The following is a 19,864-nucleotide window of genomic DNA, read 5'->3' on the forward strand; positions in this document are numbered from 1 at the left end:
AGCCGCCCGTACAGCACCAGGGCCCGATAGCAGATCGTCTTCGACCGGACCGCTCCTTCGAGCCCGCCCCGGCGCGAGCCTACAGGCAGTCATGGCTGGGAACCTGCTGTTCACCCTGGAACTGCAGCGCCGCCTCACCGCCGCGGCTCGTCGTACCAGCCGGCCGAGCCACGATGTCAGGACGGTCGATCTTCAAGGTCCGGCGGATTCCCTCCGGTCCAGGAACCACGTGGTCTTGCTCGGCGCTGGTCCGCCGCCCGCCCCGGCACCATGCTCGCGAGGAGGTACCGGAGACGGCTGACCACCTGACCCGGGTACTGCTCCGGCAGGCTGTATCCCCCGCCTCGCGCGATGTAGAGGCTGGCACCAGGGATGTGGGCCGCGAGGTCCCGGGCCGCGCCCACGGGCGTGATGCGGTCACGGGCGCCGACCAGGATGTGGACGCGAGTTCGGGCCATCGTCCCGAGCCCGTGCGTCTCGTTGTGCCGGGTCCACGGGCGCCAGTAGGCGCCGGCCACGGCCCTTGAGGCGGTGCCGAGCCACAGGGTGTAGCACACCACGAGAGCGAACCGCCCCTGAACGGTGATCCGTTCCGAGACGGCGCGCAGCCCCTGCAGGAAGCGGCCGAGCGCGGAAGCCGGCCGGTTCCCACGGCGGACCGTCCGTCCACAGGTCGAGGAGAGCAACACGCCGGCGATCCGCTCGGAGCGACCGAACCACTCAGGAGGGGGCTCTCACCCGACACCATGCGCCCTCCGCGCCGGCAAGTCCGGGCCACCCGATCGGAGTAACCGCAGGGCCCTCCTGGAGCACTGGGTGGACGCGGTCATCGCGCGGATGCCGCTCCCCCACCGACCAGTTGCACGTGACGATCCTCTACGACGAGCCCCGCATGCCGCTGGTCCCACCGACCACCGCCTGGCGGGCAAGGAGTACGTCACCCTCGACGACATCGCCGACGAGCGCACACCCCGCCTGCCGGACCCCGCCTGGAGCTGATCGCCGGCGGCCAATGCGTCTCCATCGCGCCCGCCGGGTCGACCGCCGTACACATGGGCCCCGATCTGGCCGCCGTCCCCCTGGAAGGGGTCGAGCCCGGCCATGTCGTCCTCGCCACCCGCGCAGGCGAGCGCCGCCGACTCCTCACCGCCTTCCGCCTCGCCGCCCGCAGCTGCCTCACGGCCCCGAGTCCCACAGACCGGCCTTCCCGCGAGAACGCTTTCACATGAGCACGAACTCCACCGCCACGGCCCCGTCCCCCTCTTCCCCGCTCTGACCGAACGCGAGGAGACGAGGAGCGTCGCCGTCAGCACCCCGATCCCGCGCTGAACAGACCACAGGCAGGCTGACGCAGCGAACCCGCTGGACTGCTGGTCAGGACACTCGGGTGCCTCGCATGGTGACCATGGTGTCAAAAAGGGCGAACTGGGCTGAGCCAGGCCAAGGGGCGTGTGGGTCTCCGATGCCTCCCTGGAGCAAAGCACCGTGGCATGGCAGGAGGCTCGTACGGACGCGCAGTGGCCCTTTTGATCCACGAGTACTCCCGGTCGGGCCACCAGCCCAACATGGCTCGCGGCAACCGCTGCTGGAGTCGACGGTCGAGATCGGCGACGTCGTAGTAGACCTCCCGACAGCTCTGGCCGCCGACGAAGTGATCACACCGGGTGCGGCCAGTACTCGAACGGCCCGACGACACTCGGGCCGTTGCAGGCGGTGCAGGTACAGGTCCAGCCGGGTCCGACACACATCCTTGGAAAACGCCCCGACACAGCGAGAACCGGTGAGGGGCGTTTCCGCAGGTCAGCCACGGACAAGCGCGCGTTCACGCAGGTCAGAGCCGTGCCGCAGGACTCCACTCTCAACCGCACGGGCTCAACCCAGCCAGCGCGCGGCGTCGATCCTCCGGCGGTCCTTCCGAGTCCTCCCGCCCTCCCCCGCTCCCCCCACTCCTCCCGCTCCGTGCGACGGACGGGCCGTCCGGCCGCGTAGAGCGGACGACGGATCCATCCGGGGAGGGGACTGAGCAGTGACAGCGCGCGAGCTCAAAGGAGCGTTGAAGGGTGCCAGGGGTACGGCGATCGCGGCGGCGGCGATGGCCGCGCTGACCGCGTCGCAGGCACCGGGGGCGGTGTCGGCGCGGGCCACGGAGCCCGCGCGGCAGGCGGTAGCCGCCGCCGAGCAGGGACCCAGCGTGTCCGGTGACACGCCCTACCGCACCGATCTGCCCCCACTGCGCACCCGTGAGCGGGCCCCGGCACGGGCCGTGGCGGGCGGCGCCCTGCCCGCGACCGTGTTCGCCGCGTACCGGCGTGCCGAGGAGGAGCTGGCGCGCACCGCGCCCGGCTGCCGGCTGCGCTGGCAGTTGCTGGCCGCGATCGGCCAGGTGGAGTCCGGGCAGGCGCGGGGCGGCCGGGTGACCCCGGACGGTACGACCGTGACGCCCGTCCTCGGTCCCCGGCTGACCGGTGGCGCCTTCGCCGCCGTTCCGGACACCGACGGCGGCGCGTACGACGGGGACGCGGTGTACGACCGCGCGGTCGGCCCGATGCAGTTCATCCCGTCGACCTGGGCCCGCTGGGGCGCGGACGGCAACGGCGACGGGCGCGCGGACCCGGACAACGTGTACGACGCGGCGCTCGCCGCCGGCCGCTACCTGTGCGCGGGCGGCCGGGACCTGTCGAACCCCGCCGACCTGGACCGGGCGATCCTCGGCTACAACCACTCGGACGCCTATCTGCGCACGGTCAAGGCCTGGTACGCGTACTTCCTGACGGGACACCGGGTGGTGCCGGACGCGCCCGCCGGGTCCGGTGACCGTCCGAAGCCGTCCCGCCCGAAGGCCCGGAAGCCCTCGCCGAAGCCGTCGGACGAGCGGAAGCCGGGCCGCCCGGGCCCCTCGCGCACGCCGTCGGCACCCCCTGCCTCGCCCTCCCCGGCCCCGTCCCCTACGGCCGACGCCCCCGGGGGGGCCGAGACGCCGCAGGCCCCCATCCCCGGGCCGACGCTCACCCTGCCCGGCGGCGTGCTGCCCGACGCGGGTCCGCTGACCACCGGCAACGGCTGGAACACGATGGGCGCCTCCCCCTCCACAACCGCGGATACCCGGCGGTAATGTCGCCACTCGCCGGGAGCACCGGACCGGCGAGTGAGCGCGAAGGGGCCCTCATGGCGACGGACATGCCTGCGGACACACCGGCCGCCGACGAGCGCTGGCAGCGCATGTGGAGCCACCGCGAGCAGTTGCTCAAGGTGGCCCGGCGCCGCTCGATGAGCCTCGAGGACGCCGAGGACGCCGTGCACGAGGCGATGCTGCGGGCCGCGGAGCGCCCGGACCTCGACGACGAGCGGCTCGGCGCCTGGCTGACGACGGTGACCATGCGGTTGTGCGTCGACCGGTACCGGCAGGTCCACCGCGAGGCCGAGGTGGGCAGCCGCCCCACGCTCGTCGCGCCGGGCCCGGTGCCGGTCGAGGAGGTGGTGTGCGACCGGGCCGAGGCGAAGTGGCTCGCCGTGCGCAGCGGGGAGCTGCCCGCACGGCAGGCGGAGGCGCTGCGGCTGAAGTCCGAGGACCTGGACGTGAGCCAGGTCGCGGTGCGGATGGGGCTCAGCTACCGGACTGTCGAGTCGCTGCTCGCCCGGGCCCGGCGGACCCTGCGCGCCTCGCTGGCCGGCACGCTCGGGCTCGTCCTGTTCCTGTTCGGGCGCGGGCGGTTGCGCGGGGGCGGCAAGGCCCAGGCGGTCGCGGTCACCTCGACGGCGGCGACCCTGGTGGTGGCGGGATTCGTGCTGCCGTACGCGCTCGACGCGCGCGGAAACGGGAGCGATCCGGTGCCGCGGCCGGCCGTGTCCGGCGACGTGCAGCACCTGCGGACCGGGGCCACGGGCCGGGGACGCGCCCCGGAGACGCGCACCGCGTCGGACACGGCGTCCGGGGTCCCCGGCCGGGCGCCCTCGCCCACCGCGGGAACGGCACTGCCGCTGCCGGTGTCCGTACCGTCCCTGCCGGACGTGTCCTCCTCCCCGCTCCCGGACCTGCCGGCACCGCGGCTCCCGCAGGTGCCCGGGGTGCCGCAGGCGCCGGGCCTGCCCACCGTGCCGGACCTGCCGGCGAAGTCCGCCCCCGCGGTGGCGCCGTCGCCTCCCCCGGCCCCGGCCCTGCCGTCCGTTGGGCTCTCCGTCCCCGCCCCGGCGCCCTCGGGCACGCCGTCGCCGAAGCTGCCGTAGCGCCCCGTACCCGCGTCCGAAAAAACTTCGCGGTCTCCGCGACGGACGCCCCGCCCCTCCCCGTAGAGCAGATGTCGCGGCTGCTGCACGGGCGAAGGGTGGAACCGGATGGGTGTCGAGATCTGTGTGGAAGGGCTGACCAAGTCCTTCGGCCACCAGGTCATCTGGGAGGACGTCTCGCTGACGCTCCCCGCCGGGGAGGTCTCGGTGATGCTCGGGCCGTCCGGGACGGGCAAGTCGGTGTTCCTCAAGACGCTCGTCGGGCTGCTGAAGCCGGAGCGCGGCTCGGTGAAGGTCGCGGGCCGGGACGTCACCCGCCTGCGCGAACACGACCTGTACGAGGTGCGGAAGCTGTTCGGTGTGCTGTTCCAGGACGGCGCGTTGTTCGGCTCGATGAACCTCTACGACAACATCGCCTTCCCGCTGCGCGAGCACACCCGCAAGTCCGAGAGCGAGATCAAGCGGATCGTGCTCGGGAAGATGGAGATGGTCGGGCTGATCGGCGCCGAGGGGAAGCTGCCCGGCGAGATCTCCGGCGGTATGCGCAAGCGGGCCGGGCTCGCCCGCGCCCTGGTCCTCGACCCGGAGATCATCCTGTTCGACGAGCCGGACTCGGGTCTGGACCCGGTGCGCGTGGCCTATCTCAACCAGCTCATCGTCGACCTCAACGCGCAGACCGACGCGACCTTCCTGATCGTCACCCACGACATCGCCTCCGCCCGGCAGGTCCCCGACAACATCGGGCTGTTGTTCCGGCGCGAGCTGGTCATGTTCGGGCCCCGCGAGCAGCTGCTGACCAGTGACGAGCCCGTGGTACGGCAGTTCCTGAACGGCCGGATGCAGGGGCCGATCGGCATGGCGGAGGAGAAGGACGCGGCCCAGGTCGAGCAGGAGCTGGCCCGGATGGACGAGGGCGGACCGGACGAGGGCCTGACTCCCCGCCTGCTGCCGAGCCCCGGCATCGCCCGCCCGCCCCGCTGGGAGGCGATCGCGAGCCGGGAGGCCGAGCTGCACGGGACGGGGGTGGCGGGCACATGAGCCTCTCCCCGACCGGTGCGCTCAGGCACTCCGGCAACCTGTTCGCGATGGCGCTGGACGTCGTCCGCGCCCTGCCCCGACGGCCCTTCCAGGCACGGGAGTTCATCCAGCAGGCGTGGTTCGTGGCGAGCGTCACGATCCTGCCGACGGCTCTGGTCTCGATCCCCTTCGGGGCGGTCATCGCGCTGCAGATCGGCAGCCTGACCCGGCAGTTGGGCGCCCAGTCGTTCTCCGGTGCCGCGTCCGTGCTCGCCGTGCTGCGCGAGGCCTCGCCGATCGTCACCGCGCTGCTGATCGCGGGGGCGGGGGGTACGGCGATCTGCGCGGATCTCGGAGCGCGGAAGATCCGCGACGAGATCGACGCGATGCAGGTGCTCGGGATCGACCCGATCCACCGGCTCGTCGTACCGCGGGTGCTGGCGTCCATGGTCGTGGCCGTCCTGCTCAACGGCCTCGTCTCGGTGGTCGGCGTCGCGGGCGGCTATTTCTTCAACGTCATCCTCCAGCACGGCACCCCCGGCGCCTACCTGGCGTCCTTCACGACCCTCGCCCAGCTGTCCGACCTGTGGGCGGCCGAGATCAAGGCGCTGGTGTTCGGGGCCATCGCCGCGATCGTCGCCTCCTACAAGGGACTGACCGCGAAGGGCGGGCCGAAGGGCGTCGGCGATGCCGTCAACCAGTCCGTGGTGATCACCTTCATGTTGCTGTTCGTGACCAACTTCGTGATGACCGCCGTGTACTTCCAGGTCGTCCCGCAGAGGGGTTAGCCGATGAGACTTCTCGATCGCCCCTTGCGCTCACTCGAAGAGCTGGGCACCCAACTCTCCTTCTACGGGCGCTCGCTCGCGTGGACGGGCCGCACCCTGCGCCGCTACAAGAAGGAGATCCTGCGGCTGCTCGCCGAGGTCAGCTTCGGGCGCGGTGCGCTCGCCGTCGTCGGCGGCACGGTCGGCGTGATCGCCTTCCTGTCCTTCTTCACCGGCACCGAGGTCGGCCTCCAGGGCTACGCGGCCCTGAACCAGCTCGGCACCTCCAACTTCGTGGCGTTCCTGTCGGCGTACTTCAACACCCGGGAGATCGCCCCGCTGGTGGCCGGACTGGCCCTGTCCGCGACGGTCGGCGCCGGGTTCACCGCGCAGCTCGGCGCGATGCGGATCAGCGAGGAGACCGACGCGCTGGAGGTGATGGGCGTCCCGTCGGTGCCGTTCCTGGTGACGACCCGGATGATCGCGGGCTTCGTCGCGGTGATCCCGCTGTACGTGATCGGGCTGCTGTCCTCGTATCTCGCCGCCCGCACCATCACCACCGGCTACTACGGGCAGTCGACCGGCACGTACGACCACTACTTCCATCAGTACCTGCCGCCGGTGGACGTCCTGTGGTCCTTCGGCAAGGTGATCGTCTTCGCCGTGCTGATCATCCTGGTGCACTGCTACTACGGCTACCACGCGAGCGGCGGCCCGGCGGGCGTCGGCGTCGCGGTGGGCCGGGCGGTGCGGACGTCCATCGTCGCCATCAACGTCCTGGACTTCTTCCTGAGCCTCGCGATCTGGGGCGCCAACACGACCGTACGGATCGCGGGGTGAACCGGTGAGAACACTGAGACTCAGGCTGTACGGCATCGCGTTCCTCGCCGTCCTCGCGTTGCTGCTGTCGCTCGCGGTGGCCGTCTACCAGCAGGCGTTCACGTCCGTCGTACCGATCACCCTGGAGGCCGGCAGCCTCGGCAACCAGCTCGATCCGCGCGCCGACGTCAAGCTGCGCGGGGTACTGGTCGGCGAGGTGCGCGAGGTGCACGCCGACGGCACGAAGGCGACCCTCGACATCGCGCTCAAGCCGCAGTACGTCACGTACATCCCCGCGGACGTGCACGCGCGGCTGCTGCCCAAGACACTGTTCGGCGAGAAGTACGTCGACCTCGTGGCGCCGACTCGCTCCGCGCAGTCGTCGGCTCGGCCCATCCGCGCCGGGGACGTCATCACCCAGGACCGTACCAAGGTCGGCATCGAGGTGCAGCAGCTGATGAACGACCTGCTGCCGCTGCTGCGGACCGTCCGGCCCGGTGAACTGAACGCCACCCTCTCGGCGTTCGCCACCGCGCTGGAGGGCCGTGGCGACCGGATCGGCGACAACCTCACCCGGGTCGAGGGCTATCTGCGCCGGCTCAACCCGCACCTGCCGTCGCTCAAGGAGGACATCTCGCGTTTCGCCGACGTCGCCGAGGTCTACGGCGACGCCGCACCCGACCTGATGCGGATCCTGCGCAACACGGTCACCACCAGCCGGACGATCGTCGAGAAGAAGGACCAGCTGGCCGCGGCCCTCCGCTCGACCGCTGCCGTGGCGGGCACGGCGGACGACTTCCTGTCCGAGAACGGCGACCGGCTGATCACCCTGGGCCGGGTCTCCCGGCCCACGCTGGAACTCTTCGCCCGCTACTCCCCCGAGTACCCGTGCCTGCTGCAGGGCCTGGTCCGGCAGGAGAAGGCGTCGGAGGACGCGTTCCGAGGCGGGGAGATGCGGATCACCCTGGAGGTCGTCCGGCCACAGGGGGCGTACCGGCCCGGTGAGGAGCCGGTGTACGGCGAGCGGTCGGGCCCGAACTGCCGTGGTCTGCCGCACCCGCAGGTGCCCGGGCCGAAGCCCCGTCTCGACGACGGTACGTCCGCCCGGAGTTCGGACGGCTCACTCCCCGGAGGTGTCGACGTGTCCGCCACCGCGGCCGAGCAGCGGGCCGTCGGCTCGCTCGTGGCCCCCGTCATGGGCGTCCCCGCGGACAAGGTGCCGCCCGTCGCGACCCTGCTGTTCGGGCCGCTCGCGCGCGGAACGGCGGTGAGCGTCGCATGAGCAGGGCAGGAGCCCGGCAGACCGCCGGCCCACTGATCAAGTTCAGCCTCTTCGCGCTGGTCACCATCGCGGCGACGGCGCTGCTCGCCGCCACCATCGTCAACGTCTCCTTCACCCCGAAGGACACCTACCACGCGGTGTTCTCCGACGTCACCGGGCTGGAGACCGGCGACGACATCCGGGTGGCCGGAGTGCGGGTCGGGGAGGTCGAGGGCATCCGGATCAAGGACCGGACCCTGGCCGAGGTCACGTTCACCGTCACCGCCGACCGGCCGTTGCTCGCCGGCACCCACGCGGTCGTCCGCTACCGCAACCTGGTCGGGCAGCGGTACATCGCCCTGACCGAGGGTACCGGCGACGGCAGCAGGCGGCTGCGGCCCGGCGGCACCATCCCGCTGTCCCGGACCCAGCCGGCGCTGGACCTCAACGCCCTGCTGAACGGCTTCAAACCGCTGTTCGCGGCGCTCAGCCCGAGCGACGTCAACCAACTCGCCACCGAGATCATCCGGACCCTCCAGGGCGAGGGCGGCACGGTGAACGGCCTGCTCGCGCACACGGCCTCGCTCACCACGACCCTCGCCGACCGTGACCAGCTGATCGGCTCGGTGATCGACAACCTCAACACCGTCCTGGAGACCCTCGACAAGCGCGGCTCACGCTTCTCCGATCTGCTCACGCAGCTGCGCCGGGTGATCTCGGGACTGTCCGCCGACCGCAAGCCCATCGGGGAGTCCCTGGTGAGCATCGGCGATCTCACGGACGCCACGGCGGGGCTGCTGAAGGACGCGCGTCCGCCGCTGAAGGACGACATCGCCGGTCTCGGCGATCTCACCGGAACGCTGAACAAGAACCAGAACACCGTGGAGGGCGTCCTGAAACGGCTGCCGAACAAGCTCAACAAGCTGACCGGGACGGCGTCCTACGGCTCGTGGTTCAACTTCTACCTCTGCGACTTCGACGGCCGGATCGTGCTGCCGAAGACGAAGCAGGTGATCACCCCGGACCTGCACGTGGCACGGGCGAGGTGCGGCGGATGAGCATGCGCGTCCCGCGGCGCACGGCCCGCCGCCCCGAACCCCTGGTGAAGGTACGGGTCCTGCCGCCGAAACTGCCGAGGCTCCTTCCCCGGCTGCCGAAGCGCAAGCCCCGCCCCCAGCCCCTGGTGAAGGTGCGCGTCCTGCCGCCGAAACTGCCGAGGCTCCTTCCCCGGCTGCCGAAGCGCAAGCCCCGCCCCCAGCCCCTGGTGAAGGTGCGCGTCCTGCCACCGAAACTGCCCAGGATCCGGCTGAGGCGGCCTCGGCTGAAGCCCTTCCGCGAGCGGAACCCGGTCGTCGTCGGCGCCGTCGGTCTCACCATCCTCGCGCTGCTCACGGTCGCCGCCTTCAACGCCGACAGCCTGCCGCTGATCGGCGGCGGCGACACCTACAGCGCGGCCTTCTCGGAGGCCGGCGGGCTCAAGCCGGGCGACGAGGTGCGGATCGCCGGGGTCAAGGTCGGCAAGGTCGAGGACGTCGGCCTGGACGGCGGCCACGTCAAGGTCACCTTCAAGGTGAAGGGCCACCCGGCGTTCGGCACCGACACGGGCGCGTCGATCCGGGTCAAGACGATCCTCGGAGCGAAGTACCTGGCCCTCTCCCCCAAGGGACCCGGGCAGTTGAAGCCGGGCAGTGAGATCCCGATCGGGCGGACGGTGTCGGCGTACGACGTCGTCCAGGCCTTCAGCGACCTCACGACCACCACCGAGGAGGTCGACACGGACCGGCTCGCCAAGGCGCTGGACACGATCTCCGTCACCTTCCAGGACTCGCCCGCGGAGGTGCGGGCGTCCATCAAGGGACTGTCGCGGATCTCCCGGACCGTCGCCTCCCGTGACAAGGCGCTGCGCGGGCTCCTCGACCACGCGAACGGAGTCACCAGGGTGCTGGCCGGCCACACGAAGGACTTCTCGGCACTGGTGAAGGACGGCGACGCGCTCTTCAAGGAGATCGGCCGGCGACGCACGGCGATCCACGACCTGCTCAAGAGCTCCGCCCTGCTGGGCATCGAGCTGTCCGGCCTGGTCGACGACAACAGCAAGGACATCGGGCCCGCCCTGAAGAACCTCGACACCTTCGTGAAGATGCTCGAACGCAACCAGGCGAGCCTCGACCGCAGCGTCCAGCTGCTCGCCCCCTACGTGCGGCTCTTCACCAACACCCTCGGCAACGGCCGCTGGTTCGACTCCTACGTGCAGAACCTGGTCGCCGCCCCGGTCACCCCGCGGACGGGAGGCACCCGATGACCCGCAGACTCCTCGCCCTGTTCACCGCGCTCGCGGTCGTCACGGGCCTCGCCGTCCTCCTGTGGCCCGGCCCCGACCCCGTCCGGGTCACGGCCTACTTCCCGCGCACCGTCGGCATCTACCCCGGCTCGGACGTCCGCGTCCTCGGTGTGCGCATCGGCGAGGTCAGGAAGATCACGCCGGAGGGCGGCCGGGTACGGGTGGAGCTGGAGTACGACCGGGGCCGCAAGGTCCCCGCGAACGCGCAGGCCGCCATCGTCAACTCCTCGGTGGTCAGCGACCGTTACGTGCAGCTGCTGCCGGTGTACCGGAAGGGACCCGAGCTGCGGGACGGCGATGTCATCCCCGAGTCCCGTACAGCCGTCCCCGTCGAACTGGACCGGATCTTCGACAGCCTGCACACGGCCGCCGAGGCGCTCGGCCCGAACGGCGCCAACAAGAAGGGCTCACTGTCGCGGCTGCTGGCGGTGAGCGCTGACAACCTCCAGGGCCAGGGGAAGAACCTGAACCAGACGGTCGAGGACCTCTCCCAGGCGGTCACCACGCTGTCCGACGGACGCGGCGACCTGTTCGGGACCGTGCGGAACCTGCAGGTGTTCACGGCCGCACTCGCGGCGGACGACACGAGCGTGCGGTCGTTCAACACCGACCTCGCCGACGTGGCCGGGCAGCTCGCCGGGGAGCGCAAGGATCTCGCGGCCGCGCTGAAGTACCTGGCCGCCGCGCTCGGCGACGTCTCCGGCTTCGTGAAGGGCAACAAGAAGGCGCTGACCTCCGACGTGCGGGGCCTGGCCAAGGTCACCAAGGTGCTCGTCACCCAACGGGCCGCACTGGAGGAGCTGTTGACCGTCGCACCCACCGGCCTGTCGAACCTGCAGAACGCCTACAACCCCGCGGCCGGCACCCTCGACACCCGCAACAACGCCCAGACCTCTCAGGACCCCGCGTCCCTGCTCTGCTCGATCCTGAGGACCACCGGGGACGAAGGCGGCAAGAACCCCGACTGCACGGACCTGAAGAAACTCTTCCAGTCCCTGCCCGAGGTGCCGTCGGCCCCGGCGGTGACGGGCACCGTCGACAAGACCCTCGGCGGAATCCTGGGGGCACGGGCATGAGCGTGCAGCGCTTGGGGCGGGTGGCCGCCTGGACGGCGGTCGGCTCACTGCTGCTGACCGGCTGCGAGTTCAACGGCTGGTACGACGTCCCGCTCCCCGGCGGCGCCGCCTCGGACGGCCACGCCTACCACCTCACCGTCGAGTTCCGGGACGTACTGGACCTGGTGCCGCAGTCGGCGGTGAAGGTGAACAACGTCACCGTGGGCACGGTCGAGAAGGTGGAGCTGGACGGCTGGCACGCGCGCGTGCGGCTGCGGATCGCCGACTCGGTGAAGCTGCCCGGCAACGCGGTCGCCGATCTGAGGCAGACCAGCATGCTCGGCGAGAAGTACGTGGCCCTGTCCGCTCCGACCGGCACGCGACCTGTCGGACGGCTCCGCGACGGCGACCGCATCCCGCTCTCCCGCAGCGGCCGCAACGCGGAGGTCGAGGAGGTGCTGTCCGCCTTGTCTGCGCTGCTCAACGGCGGCGGGGTGGCCCAGCTGAAGACGATCACCGTCGAGCTGAACAAGGCACTGAACGGCCGCGAGGACCGCGTCAGGTCGCTGCTGAAGCAGCTCGACACCTTCCTCGGCGGCCTCGACGACCAGCGGGGCGAGATCGTGCGCGCGCTCAAGGGCGTCGACCGGCTCGCCAAGCGGCTGAAGAAGGAGAAGAAGACGATCGCCCTGGCCGTCGACACCATGCCGCCGGCCCTGAAGGCCCTCGCCGACCAGCGCCGCGACCTGACGAAGATGCTCACCGCCCTGTCCGAGCTCGGCACGACCGGCACCAAGGTGGTGAACGCCTCCCACGCCGACACCGTCGCCAACCTGAAAAGTCTGCGGCCCATCCTGCAGGAGCTGAACAAGGCGGGCGACGACCTGCCCAACTCGCTCGAGCTGCTGACCACGTATCCGTTCCCGCGCAACGCCACGGACGCGGTCAAGGGCGACTACGTCAACCTGAAGATCACCGCCGACCTCGACCTGGCGGGCATCTACGGCAACCTCACGGACAAGCCGGGCAAGAGCCGGAAATCCCCGGCCCCCGGGACCCCGCGTCTTCCCGGCGTCCCCACTCCCACCCCTCTCCCGTCCCTCCCGTCCCTGCCGACCGCTCCGTCCCTCCCGTCCGTGCCCTCCGCACCCGCTGTGCCCTCGAAGCCCTCCGACGGCAGCACCCTGCTGTGTCCGCCGGTGTGCAGCGCGGCCTACGACACCGGGGACGGCTCGCGTCGCCTCCCACCCGGGATCGACCTCGGCCTGGCCGAGCTAATGCTGAAGGGGATACTGCCGTGATCACACGTACGGTCCGGGCCCAGCTGCTCGCCTTCGCGACCGTCACCGCCCTCGGGGTGTCGTACGTCGGCGCCCGGTACACGGGCCTGGTGGACGACGTGCTGCACCGTGGATACACCGTGCGCGCCGACTTCGCCGAGTCCGGGGGCGTGTTCCCCGGCGCGGAGGTCACCTACCGCGGGGTGCCGGTGGGCCGCGTGGGCGATCTGCGGCTGACCGGGTCCGGGGTCTCGGTGGCGCTGAAGATCGAGGACGGTGCCCCGAGGATCCCGGCCGACACGCTCGCGGTGATCGCCGACCGTTCGGCGGTGGGCGAGCAGTACGTCGACCTCCAGCCGCGCGGGTCGGGCGGGCCGTACCTCATGGACGGCAGCCCGATCCCACGCAACCGCACCCGGACCCCGCTGCCGGTCACCGACCTGGTCCTCAGCCTCGACCGGCTGGTCGACTCGGTCGGCAAGGACGATCTGCGGGTCACCGTCGACGAGCTGGGCCAGGCGTTCGCCGGTACCGGGCCGAACCTGAGCCGTCTGGTCGACTCCGGCAACTCCCTGGTGGAGTCGGCGTCCGCGTCGCTCCCGCAGACGGTCTCGCTGATCGAGGACTCGCGGAAGGTGCTCAAGACACAGGCCGACCAGGGCTCGGCCATCAAGTCGTTCTCCCGTGACCTGGCCAAGCTCACCGAGCAGCTGAAGTCGAGCGACGGCGATCTGCGCCGGCTGATCGGCAATACGGTGCCCGCCACACAGGAACTCGACTCCCTGCTGAAGTCCACCCGGCCGCACGTGCCGGTCCTGCTGGCCAACCTCATCAGCGGCGGCCAGATCACCGTGGCCCGGCTGCCCGGAGTCGAGCAGGCCCTGGTCACGCTCCCGCTCACCGTGGCCGGCAGCTACACGGTCGTCCCCGGCGACGGCACCACCCACTTCGGGCTGACCGTGAACGCCGACGACCCGCCCGCCTGCACCCAGGGCTACGGCACCCAGCGCCGCGACCCGGCCGACACCGGCACCCGCCCGGCGAACACCGACGCCCGCTGCACGGCCCCGCGCGGGAGCAAGACCTCGGTGCGCGGTGCGCAGAACGCCCCCGGCGCGACGACCGGTGCGGCCGGCGCGGACCAGGCCGCGTTCGTGGCCCCGTACGACCCGGAGACCGGCGCCGTGACCGGCCCGGACGGAACGCCCGTCGAGATCGGCTCGACGGGCGGCGAACAGACCGTGTTCGGAAAGGAGTCGTGGCAATGGCTGCTCGTGGGACCGATGGCATGACAGGGGGCCGCGTGAGGCTGCTGTCGGCAGGCCTCGTCGCGGCGACCGTGCTGACGACCGTGCCGGCCGTCTGGCTGGGCCTGAAGCTGGCCGACCAGCGCGGGGTGGAACAGCGCCGCCAGGACGTCCTGGCGGCGGCCCGCCAGTCCGCGCTGAACTTCACCTCGCTCGACTACCGGCACTACGACCAGGACAGCCGCAATGTGCTGAAGGGCGCCACCGGCGACTTCAAGAAGCAGTTCGCCGCGCAGACCGCCCAGTTGACGAAGCTCGTCGCGCAGAACAAGTCGGTGTCCGAGGGGCAGGTCCTGGAAGCGGGCATCGTGCGGTCCGACGCACGCTCGGCCCGGGTGCTGGTCGTGGCCGACAGCAAGGTGACCAACACCGCCGCGCCCGCGGGCCAGGCGCGCACCTACCGGCTCCAGCTCGACCTCGTGCGGGTCAAGGGCCGCTGGCTGACCTCCGACGTCACGTTCGTGGGCTGACCGGTGAGGCCATCAGTGAGGAGAGACACCATGGCGAACCCGACCCGAACCCGCGGCAGCGGCTCCCCGGCCCGCCGTACCCTGACCGCGGCCGCCCGCGCGGCGGCCAAGCGCGCCGGGCGGCCGGAGCGCGCGGAGGGCGGCGCCCGTGGGGCCGCCGACCCGGCCGAGGAGCGGCCCCCGGCCGGGCGCACCCTGCTGGTCGAGCCCCCGGCGGACGGCTGGGAGGACCCGCCGGAGCCCGAGCCGTGCGACGCGTCCACGTCGTCCGGGAACGAGCCGGAGGAGAGCGCGCCGGAGGAGAGCGCGCCCCCGCGCAAGGTCGCACGGCGCGTGCTCATCGCGATACTGGGCGTCGTCCTCGTGGCGGCCCTGGTCGTAACCGCCGTACTCGGCTGGCGGTACCGGGAGGGGCGGCAGGCGGAGCAGGCCCGCGGCGAGGCCCTCGCGGCCGCACGGAAGGCGGCGCCGACCGTGCTGTCGTACGACTACCGCCACCTGGACCGCGACTTCGCCCGGGCCCGTGCCCTGCTGACCGGGCACTTCCGCGACCAGTACGGCAGGACCACGAAGACGGTGGTCGCGCCGACCGCGACGAAGTACCACGGGGTGGTGAAGGCGACCGTGGCCACCCCCACCGACGGCGGCGCCCCCGCGGTCTCCGTCGTGTCGGCGACACCGGACCGGGCGGTCGTGCTGCTGTTCGTCAACCAGGTCACCGAGAGCACCCAGGTCCCGGAACCCCGGCTGGACCTGAACCGGGTGCGGATGACGCTCACCCGCACCTCCGACGGCTGGAAGGTGAGCGGCGTCGACGCCCTCTGACCAGGCCTTCGCACAGTGCCCCCGCGCGGTCGCGCGGGGGCACTTTTTCGTGGGCTCTCTTGACAGTCCTCCCGACTCGCAGGCAGTCTTTCCATACAGCAGAAACCAACTTCCGCAATACGGAATTAAGGGAAGGGAGCGCCGTCCCCGTGGGATTCGCAGACCAGCGCTTCAACGTCAACCTGTCGATCCTCTTCACGGAACTCCCGCTCCTGGAGCGTCCCGCGGCCGCCGCCGCGGCGGGCTTCACGGCGGTCGAGCTGTGGTGGCCCTGGGTCGACTCCCCCACCCCCGAGCGGTCCGAGCTCGACGCCCTGAAGAAGGCGATCGAGGACGCGGGCGTCCAGCTCACGGGCCTGAACTTCTACGCCGGACAGCTGCCGGGCCCGGACCGCGGCGCCCTGTCGATCCCCGGTGCGGAGTCGGAGAGGTTCCGCGCCAACATCGACGTCGCCGCCGGCTTCGCCGCCTCCCTCGGCTGCAAGGCGCTCAACGCCCTGTACGGCAACCGCCTCGAGGGCGGGGACCCGGCGGAGCAGGACGCGCTCGCCCTGGAGAACCTCGTCCTCGCGGCCCGGGCGGCCGACCGGATCGGCGCGATCCTGCTGATCGAGACGCTGAACCAGCCGGAGTCGCCGCTGTACCCGCTGGTGAGCGCGCCCGCCGCCATCGAGGTCGTGGACAAGGTCAACGGGGCGACGGGCCTCGGGAACGCCAGGTTCCTGATGGACCTGTACCACCTGTCCATGAACGGCGAGGACCTGCCGTCGGTGATCGAGCAGTACACGGCGAAGACCGGCCACGTCCAGATCGCCGACAACCCCGGCCGCGGCGCCCCCGGGACGGGTTCGCTCCCGCTGGAGGAGCTGCTCGGCCAGCTGAAGAAGGCCGGTTACGACGGCTGGGTCGGCCTGGAGTACAAGGCCGGCGACCGTCCGAGCGCCGAGGCCTTCGACTGGCTCCCGCGCGAAGCGCGCGCGGCCCGCTGAACCCCCTGACTTTGCAAGGCAGTTGAGAGAGGCACCCGCACCATGAGCAACCTTACCGATTCCTCCCGCCCGGCCCGCCCTGCGATCGCCTGGATCGGCCTCGGCATCATGGGCTCCCCCATGTCCGAGAACCTGATCAAGGCGGGTTACGACGTCACCGGCTTCACCCTGGAGCAGGAGAAGCTGGACCGCCTGGCCGCCGCCGGCGGCACCGCCGCCGCCTCGATCGCCGAGGCCGTGCGCGACGCCGACGTGGTCATCACGATGGTGCCCGCGTCCCCACAGGTCGAGGCCATCGCCTACGGCCCGGACGGCATCCTGGAGAACGCCCGGCAGGGCGCCCTGCTGATCGACATGTCCTCGATCACCCCGCAGACCTCCGTCGACCTGGCGAAGGCCGCCAAGGACAAGGGCATCCGGGTGCTGGACGCCCCGGTGTCCGGCGGCGAGGCCGGAGCCGTCGAGGCCGTGCTGTCGATCATGGTCGGCGGTGAGCAGGCCGACTTCGACCAGGCCAAGCCGATCTTCGAGGCGCTGGGCAAGACCATCGTGCTGTGCGGCCCGCACGGCTCCGGCCAGACAGTGAAGGCGGCCAACCAGCTGATCGTCGCCGTGAACATCCAGGCGTGCGCCGAGGCCGTGGTCTTCCTGGAGAAGTCGGGCGTGGACCTCGCGGCCGCTCTGGACGTCCTCAACGGCGGCCTGGCCGGCTCCACCGTGCTGACGCGGAAGAAGGACAACTTCCTCAACCGCGACTTCAAGCCGGGCTTCCGCATCGACCTGCACCACAAGGACATGGGCATCGTCACCGACGCCGCCCGCAACGTCGGCGCCGCCCTGCCGGTCGGTGCCGTGGTCGCCCAGCTGGTCGCCTCGCTGCGCGCCCAGGGCGACGGCGGCCTGGACCACTCGGCCCTGCTGCGGGCCGTGGAGCGCCTCTCCGGCGCCCAGGTCTGAGCCCGGGACCCACAGACTTCCGGGCGGCGTCGCCGCTGACACCTGTCCTGTCGCGCCCAGGCGCCGGCGCCGCCCGGAATCAGCATGAGATCGCCTTCAACAAACTGTTGACGATCGGATTGCCCACTTCTAGGCTCCACAGAGACTTCTAGGCTCCACAAAGCGGAAACAGATTTCCGCTGCCACCGCACGGAAGGTCCACGATGTCGAAGCGCGTACTCACGGCGAGAACACTCACTACGGAGTCCGGCGCCCCGGTCGCAGACAACCAGAACTCCGCCTCCGCCGGCGTCGGCGGCCCGCTCCTGATCCAGGACCAGCACCTCCTGGAGAAGCTCGCGCGCTTCAACCGCGAGCGCATCCCGGAGCGCGTGGTGCACGCCCGTGGCTCCGGTGCGTACGGCCACTTCGAGGTGACGGACGACGTCACCGGCTTCACCCACGCCGACTTCCTGAGCGCGATCGGCAAGCGCACCGAGGTGTTCGTGCGCTTCTCGACGGTGGCCGACTCCCTCGGCGGCGCGGACGCCGTCCGTGACCCGCGCGGCTTCGCGGTGAAGTTCTACACCGAGGAGGGCAATTACGACCTCGTCGGCAACAACACCCCGGTGTTCTTCATCAAGGACCCCATCAAGTTCCCCGACTTCATCCACTCGCAGAAGCGCGACCCGTTCACGGGCCGTCAGGAGCCGGACAACGTCTGGGACTTCTGGGCGCACGCCCCCGAGGCCACGCACCAGGTGACCTGGCTGATGGGCGACCGCGGCATCCCGGCGTCGTACCGGCACATGAACGGCTACGGCTCGCACACCTACCAGTGGAAGAACGCCGAGGGCGAGGCCTTCTTCGTCAAGTACCACTTCAAGACGAACCAGGGCATCCGCTCCCTGAGCAGCGAGCAGGCCTCGGAGCTCGCGGGCAAGGACCCCAACTCCCACCAGACGGACCTGCTGCAGGCCATCGAGCGGGGCGTGCACCCGTCGTGGACCCTGTACGTCCAGATCATGCCGGCGGCCGAGGCGGCGGACTACCACTTCAACCCGTTCGACCTGACCAAGGTGTGGCCGCACAAGGACTACCCGCTGCAGCGGGTGGGCCGCCTGGTGCTGGACCGCAACCCGGACAACGTCTTCGCCGAGGTCGAGCAGGCCGCGTTCTCCCCGAACAACTTCGTGCCGGGCATCGGTCCCTCCCCCGACAAGATGCTCCAGGGCCGCCTGTTCGCCTACGCGGACGCGCACCGCTACCGCCTGGGCGTCAACCACACCCTGCTGGCCGTCAACGCCCCGAAGGCGGTTCCGGGCGGCGCCCGGAACTACGGCCGTGACGGCTTCATGGCGGTCAACGGCCAGGGCCGCGGCGCCAAGAACTACGAGCCGAACTCCTACGACGGCCCTGTGGAGACCGGCCGCCCCCTGTCGGCCCCCCTGGCGGTGTCGGGCTACACCGGCAACCACGTCGCCCCCCTCCACACCAAGGACGACGACTTCCACCAGGCGGGCGAGCTGTACCGCCTGATGTCCGAGGAGGAGAAGAACCGCCTGGTCGCGAACATCGCCGGCGGCCTGTCGCAGGTCTCCCGCGACGACGTGATCGAGAAGAACCTGGCCCACTTCCACGCCGCCGACCCGGAGTACGGCAAGCGCGTGGAGGAGGCGTTCCGCGCCCTGCGCGAGGACTGAGGCCAGTAATCGCGAGCAGCGTACGGAATCTGACGGAAAGTCATGATTTCCGCACGCGGCCCGCGCCCATCGCCGTACGGCCCGGTTGAGGGGTGGCCGTACGGCGGTGGGCGCGGGCAGGGCGAGGACCGTGGTGGGGGCGAGCCAGTGCGGTGGTGAAGGACCGAGTCCCCTTCTCGACCAGAGGGAAGGGCCCCCGGCTCCGTCGCACCCACCACGGTCCCACCCAGCCCCCAACCTGAGGGCCACCCGCTCCGTCCGGCGGCGCGAACGACCTGTCGCGCCCAGCCTCGCGCCGTCGGACGGCCATCATCCGAGAACGCTCCCCACGCCGGCTCCATGCCCGCGGCGAGGGAGCGTTCGGCGTTGTGGGGCGTTTTCTCCGCACCCCCGGCTGTCAGCCGGAACGGCTCTCCCACCACCGCCGCACCGCCGTCTCCGCGGCCTCCTCTCCCTCGGCGGCATGGGCACCCGACGGAGGGAAACCTCGCTCCGCGGCGACCGACGTGCGAGAAGCCGGCCGGCGCAGCACGCTGAACCCATGGGCAATCCGACGCACTACCCGCACATCGTGGTCCACTCCCCGGCGCTCGACGGCTCCCGGCGGGTCACCGAGGGGGAGGTGACCCTGGGGATCGCCTCGCATCTGGACGATGTCGTGGAGATCCTGCGGCTGGCCGATCTGGACCGGATCGAGGTGGAGGAGAGCGATCTCATCGAGTGGCAGGGCGGCGGACCCGACGACTGGCCGGGACTGTCGGAGCACGAGCTGTAGCGGCTGGTGTACGGCAGTGGTCGTAGGCGGGTTACGCCACCCTCAAATCGAGCTCTGAATACCGCGGCTCAGGCTTCAACTGCCCCCGCGGCCGG

At 71.2% G+C, this 19,864-nt stretch carries 20 protein-coding genes; 19 read left to right on the top strand and 1 reads right to left on the bottom strand.

The genetic code is table 11. The annotated features are described in order from the left end of the window. Positions 1–176: 176 nt before the first annotated feature. Complete coding sequence (locus AB0M27_RS09825; RefSeq protein ID WP_365719788.1) at positions 177–689, bottom strand: hypothetical protein; 513 nt, start codon at positions 687–689, stop codon at positions 177–179. A 127-nt stretch (positions 690–816) separates the two neighbouring features. Here AB0M27_RS09825 and AB0M27_RS09830 point away from each other — a divergent pair, with 127 nt between their 5' ends. The 19 genes from AB0M27_RS09830 (at position 817) to AB0M27_RS09920 (ending at position 19,769) form a co-directional block, all read left to right on the top strand. Next, positions 817–999 carry a hypothetical protein gene (locus AB0M27_RS09830; RefSeq protein WP_365719790.1) on the top strand — a complete coding sequence of 61 codons (183 nt, stop codon included), beginning with the start codon at positions 817–819 and terminating at the stop codon, positions 997–999. A gap of 53 nt (positions 1,000–1,052) precedes the next feature. Further along, positions 1,053–1,229, top strand: a complete 177-nt coding sequence (locus AB0M27_RS09835) for a hypothetical protein (protein ID WP_365719792.1) — start codon at positions 1,053–1,055, stop codon at positions 1,227–1,229. 824 nt (positions 1,230–2,053) lie between these two features. Beyond that, positions 2,054–3,112: a lytic murein transglycosylase gene (locus AB0M27_RS09840; RefSeq protein WP_365719794.1), complete on the top strand. Its 1,059-nt coding sequence runs from the start codon at positions 2,054–2,056 to the stop codon at positions 3,110–3,112. A 53-nt stretch (positions 3,113–3,165) separates the two neighbouring features. Continuing rightward, positions 3,166–4,224: a sigma-70 family RNA polymerase sigma factor gene (locus AB0M27_RS09845; RefSeq protein WP_365719796.1), complete on the top strand. Its 1,059-nt coding sequence runs from the start codon at positions 3,166–3,168 to the stop codon at positions 4,222–4,224. A 108-nt stretch (positions 4,225–4,332) separates the two neighbouring features. Then, positions 4,333–5,262 carry an ABC transporter ATP-binding protein gene (locus tag AB0M27_RS09850; protein ID WP_365719798.1) on the top strand — a complete coding sequence of 310 codons (930 nt, stop codon included), beginning with the start codon at positions 4,333–4,335 and terminating at the stop codon, positions 5,260–5,262. Then, positions 5,259–6,029: an ABC transporter permease gene (locus AB0M27_RS09855; protein ID WP_365719800.1), complete on the top strand. Its 771-nt coding sequence runs from the start codon at positions 5,259–5,261 to the stop codon at positions 6,027–6,029. The genes AB0M27_RS09850 and AB0M27_RS09855 overlap by 4 nt, the downstream gene beginning before the upstream one ends. Positions 6,030–6,032: 3 nt before the next feature. Continuing rightward, positions 6,033–6,848, top strand: coding sequence for an ABC transporter permease (locus AB0M27_RS09860; protein WP_351806391.1), 816 nt, complete (start codon positions 6,033–6,035; stop codon positions 6,846–6,848). A 4-nt stretch (positions 6,849–6,852) separates the two neighbouring features. Then, positions 6,853–8,109 carry an MCE family protein gene (locus tag AB0M27_RS09865; protein WP_365719802.1) on the top strand — a complete coding sequence of 419 codons (1,257 nt, stop codon included), beginning with the start codon at positions 6,853–6,855 and terminating at the stop codon, positions 8,107–8,109. After that, positions 8,106–9,146 (top strand): MCE family protein, encoded by a 1,041-nt coding sequence (locus tag AB0M27_RS09870; RefSeq protein ID WP_365719804.1) that lies wholly within the window; start codon positions 8,106–8,108, stop codon positions 9,144–9,146. Before AB0M27_RS09865 ends, AB0M27_RS09870 begins: the two co-directional genes overlap by 4 nt. Positions 9,147–9,409: 263 nt before the next feature. After that, a complete protein-coding gene (locus AB0M27_RS09875) occupies positions 9,410–10,390 on the top strand; it encodes an MCE family protein (protein WP_365720157.1) in 981 nt (326 codons plus the stop codon). Continuing rightward, positions 10,387–11,505: an MCE family protein gene (locus tag AB0M27_RS09880; RefSeq protein WP_365719806.1), complete on the top strand. Its 1,119-nt coding sequence runs from the start codon at positions 10,387–10,389 to the stop codon at positions 11,503–11,505. The genes AB0M27_RS09875 and AB0M27_RS09880 overlap by 4 nt, the downstream gene beginning before the upstream one ends. Next, positions 11,502–12,785, top strand: a complete 1,284-nt coding sequence (locus AB0M27_RS09885; protein ID WP_365719808.1) for an MCE family protein — start codon at positions 11,502–11,504, stop codon at positions 12,783–12,785. The genes AB0M27_RS09880 and AB0M27_RS09885 overlap by 4 nt, the downstream gene beginning before the upstream one ends. Continuing rightward, positions 12,782–14,056, top strand: a complete 1,275-nt coding sequence (locus AB0M27_RS09890) for an MlaD family protein (RefSeq protein ID WP_365719810.1) — start codon at positions 12,782–12,784, stop codon at positions 14,054–14,056. The genes AB0M27_RS09885 and AB0M27_RS09890 overlap by 4 nt, the downstream gene beginning before the upstream one ends. After that, the gene (locus AB0M27_RS09895) at positions 14,029–14,541 is read left to right on the top strand and encodes a hypothetical protein (RefSeq protein ID WP_365719811.1); all 513 of its coding nucleotides are present in this window, start codon (positions 14,029–14,031) and stop codon (positions 14,539–14,541) included. Before AB0M27_RS09890 ends, AB0M27_RS09895 begins: the two co-directional genes overlap by 28 nt. Before the next feature lie 30 nt (positions 14,542–14,571). Continuing rightward, complete coding sequence (locus AB0M27_RS09900) at positions 14,572–15,366, top strand: hypothetical protein (protein WP_365719813.1); 795 nt, start codon at positions 14,572–14,574, stop codon at positions 15,364–15,366. A 149-nt stretch (positions 15,367–15,515) separates the two neighbouring features. Beyond that, the gene (locus AB0M27_RS09905; protein ID WP_365719815.1) at positions 15,516–16,355 is read left to right on the top strand and encodes a TIM barrel protein; all 840 of its coding nucleotides are present in this window, start codon (positions 15,516–15,518) and stop codon (positions 16,353–16,355) included. Positions 16,356–16,397: 42 nt separating this feature from the next. After that, positions 16,398–17,312 (top strand): 2-hydroxy-3-oxopropionate reductase, encoded by a 915-nt coding sequence (locus tag AB0M27_RS09910; protein WP_365719817.1) that lies wholly within the window; start codon positions 16,398–16,400, stop codon positions 17,310–17,312. A 203-nt stretch (positions 17,313–17,515) separates the two neighbouring features. Further along, positions 17,516–18,994 carry a catalase gene (locus AB0M27_RS09915; protein ID WP_365719819.1) on the top strand — a complete coding sequence of 493 codons (1,479 nt, stop codon included), beginning with the start codon at positions 17,516–17,518 and terminating at the stop codon, positions 18,992–18,994. Positions 18,995–19,535: 541 nt separating this feature from the next. After that, a complete protein-coding gene (locus AB0M27_RS09920) occupies positions 19,536–19,769 on the top strand; it encodes a hypothetical protein (protein ID WP_153543919.1) in 234 nt (77 codons plus the stop codon). Positions 19,770–19,864: the final 95 nt, after the last annotated feature.

Source organism: Streptomyces sp. NPDC052107, from assembly GCF_040680215.1.
Taxonomy (GTDB): Bacteria; Actinomycetota; Actinomycetes; order Streptomycetales; family Streptomycetaceae; genus Streptomyces.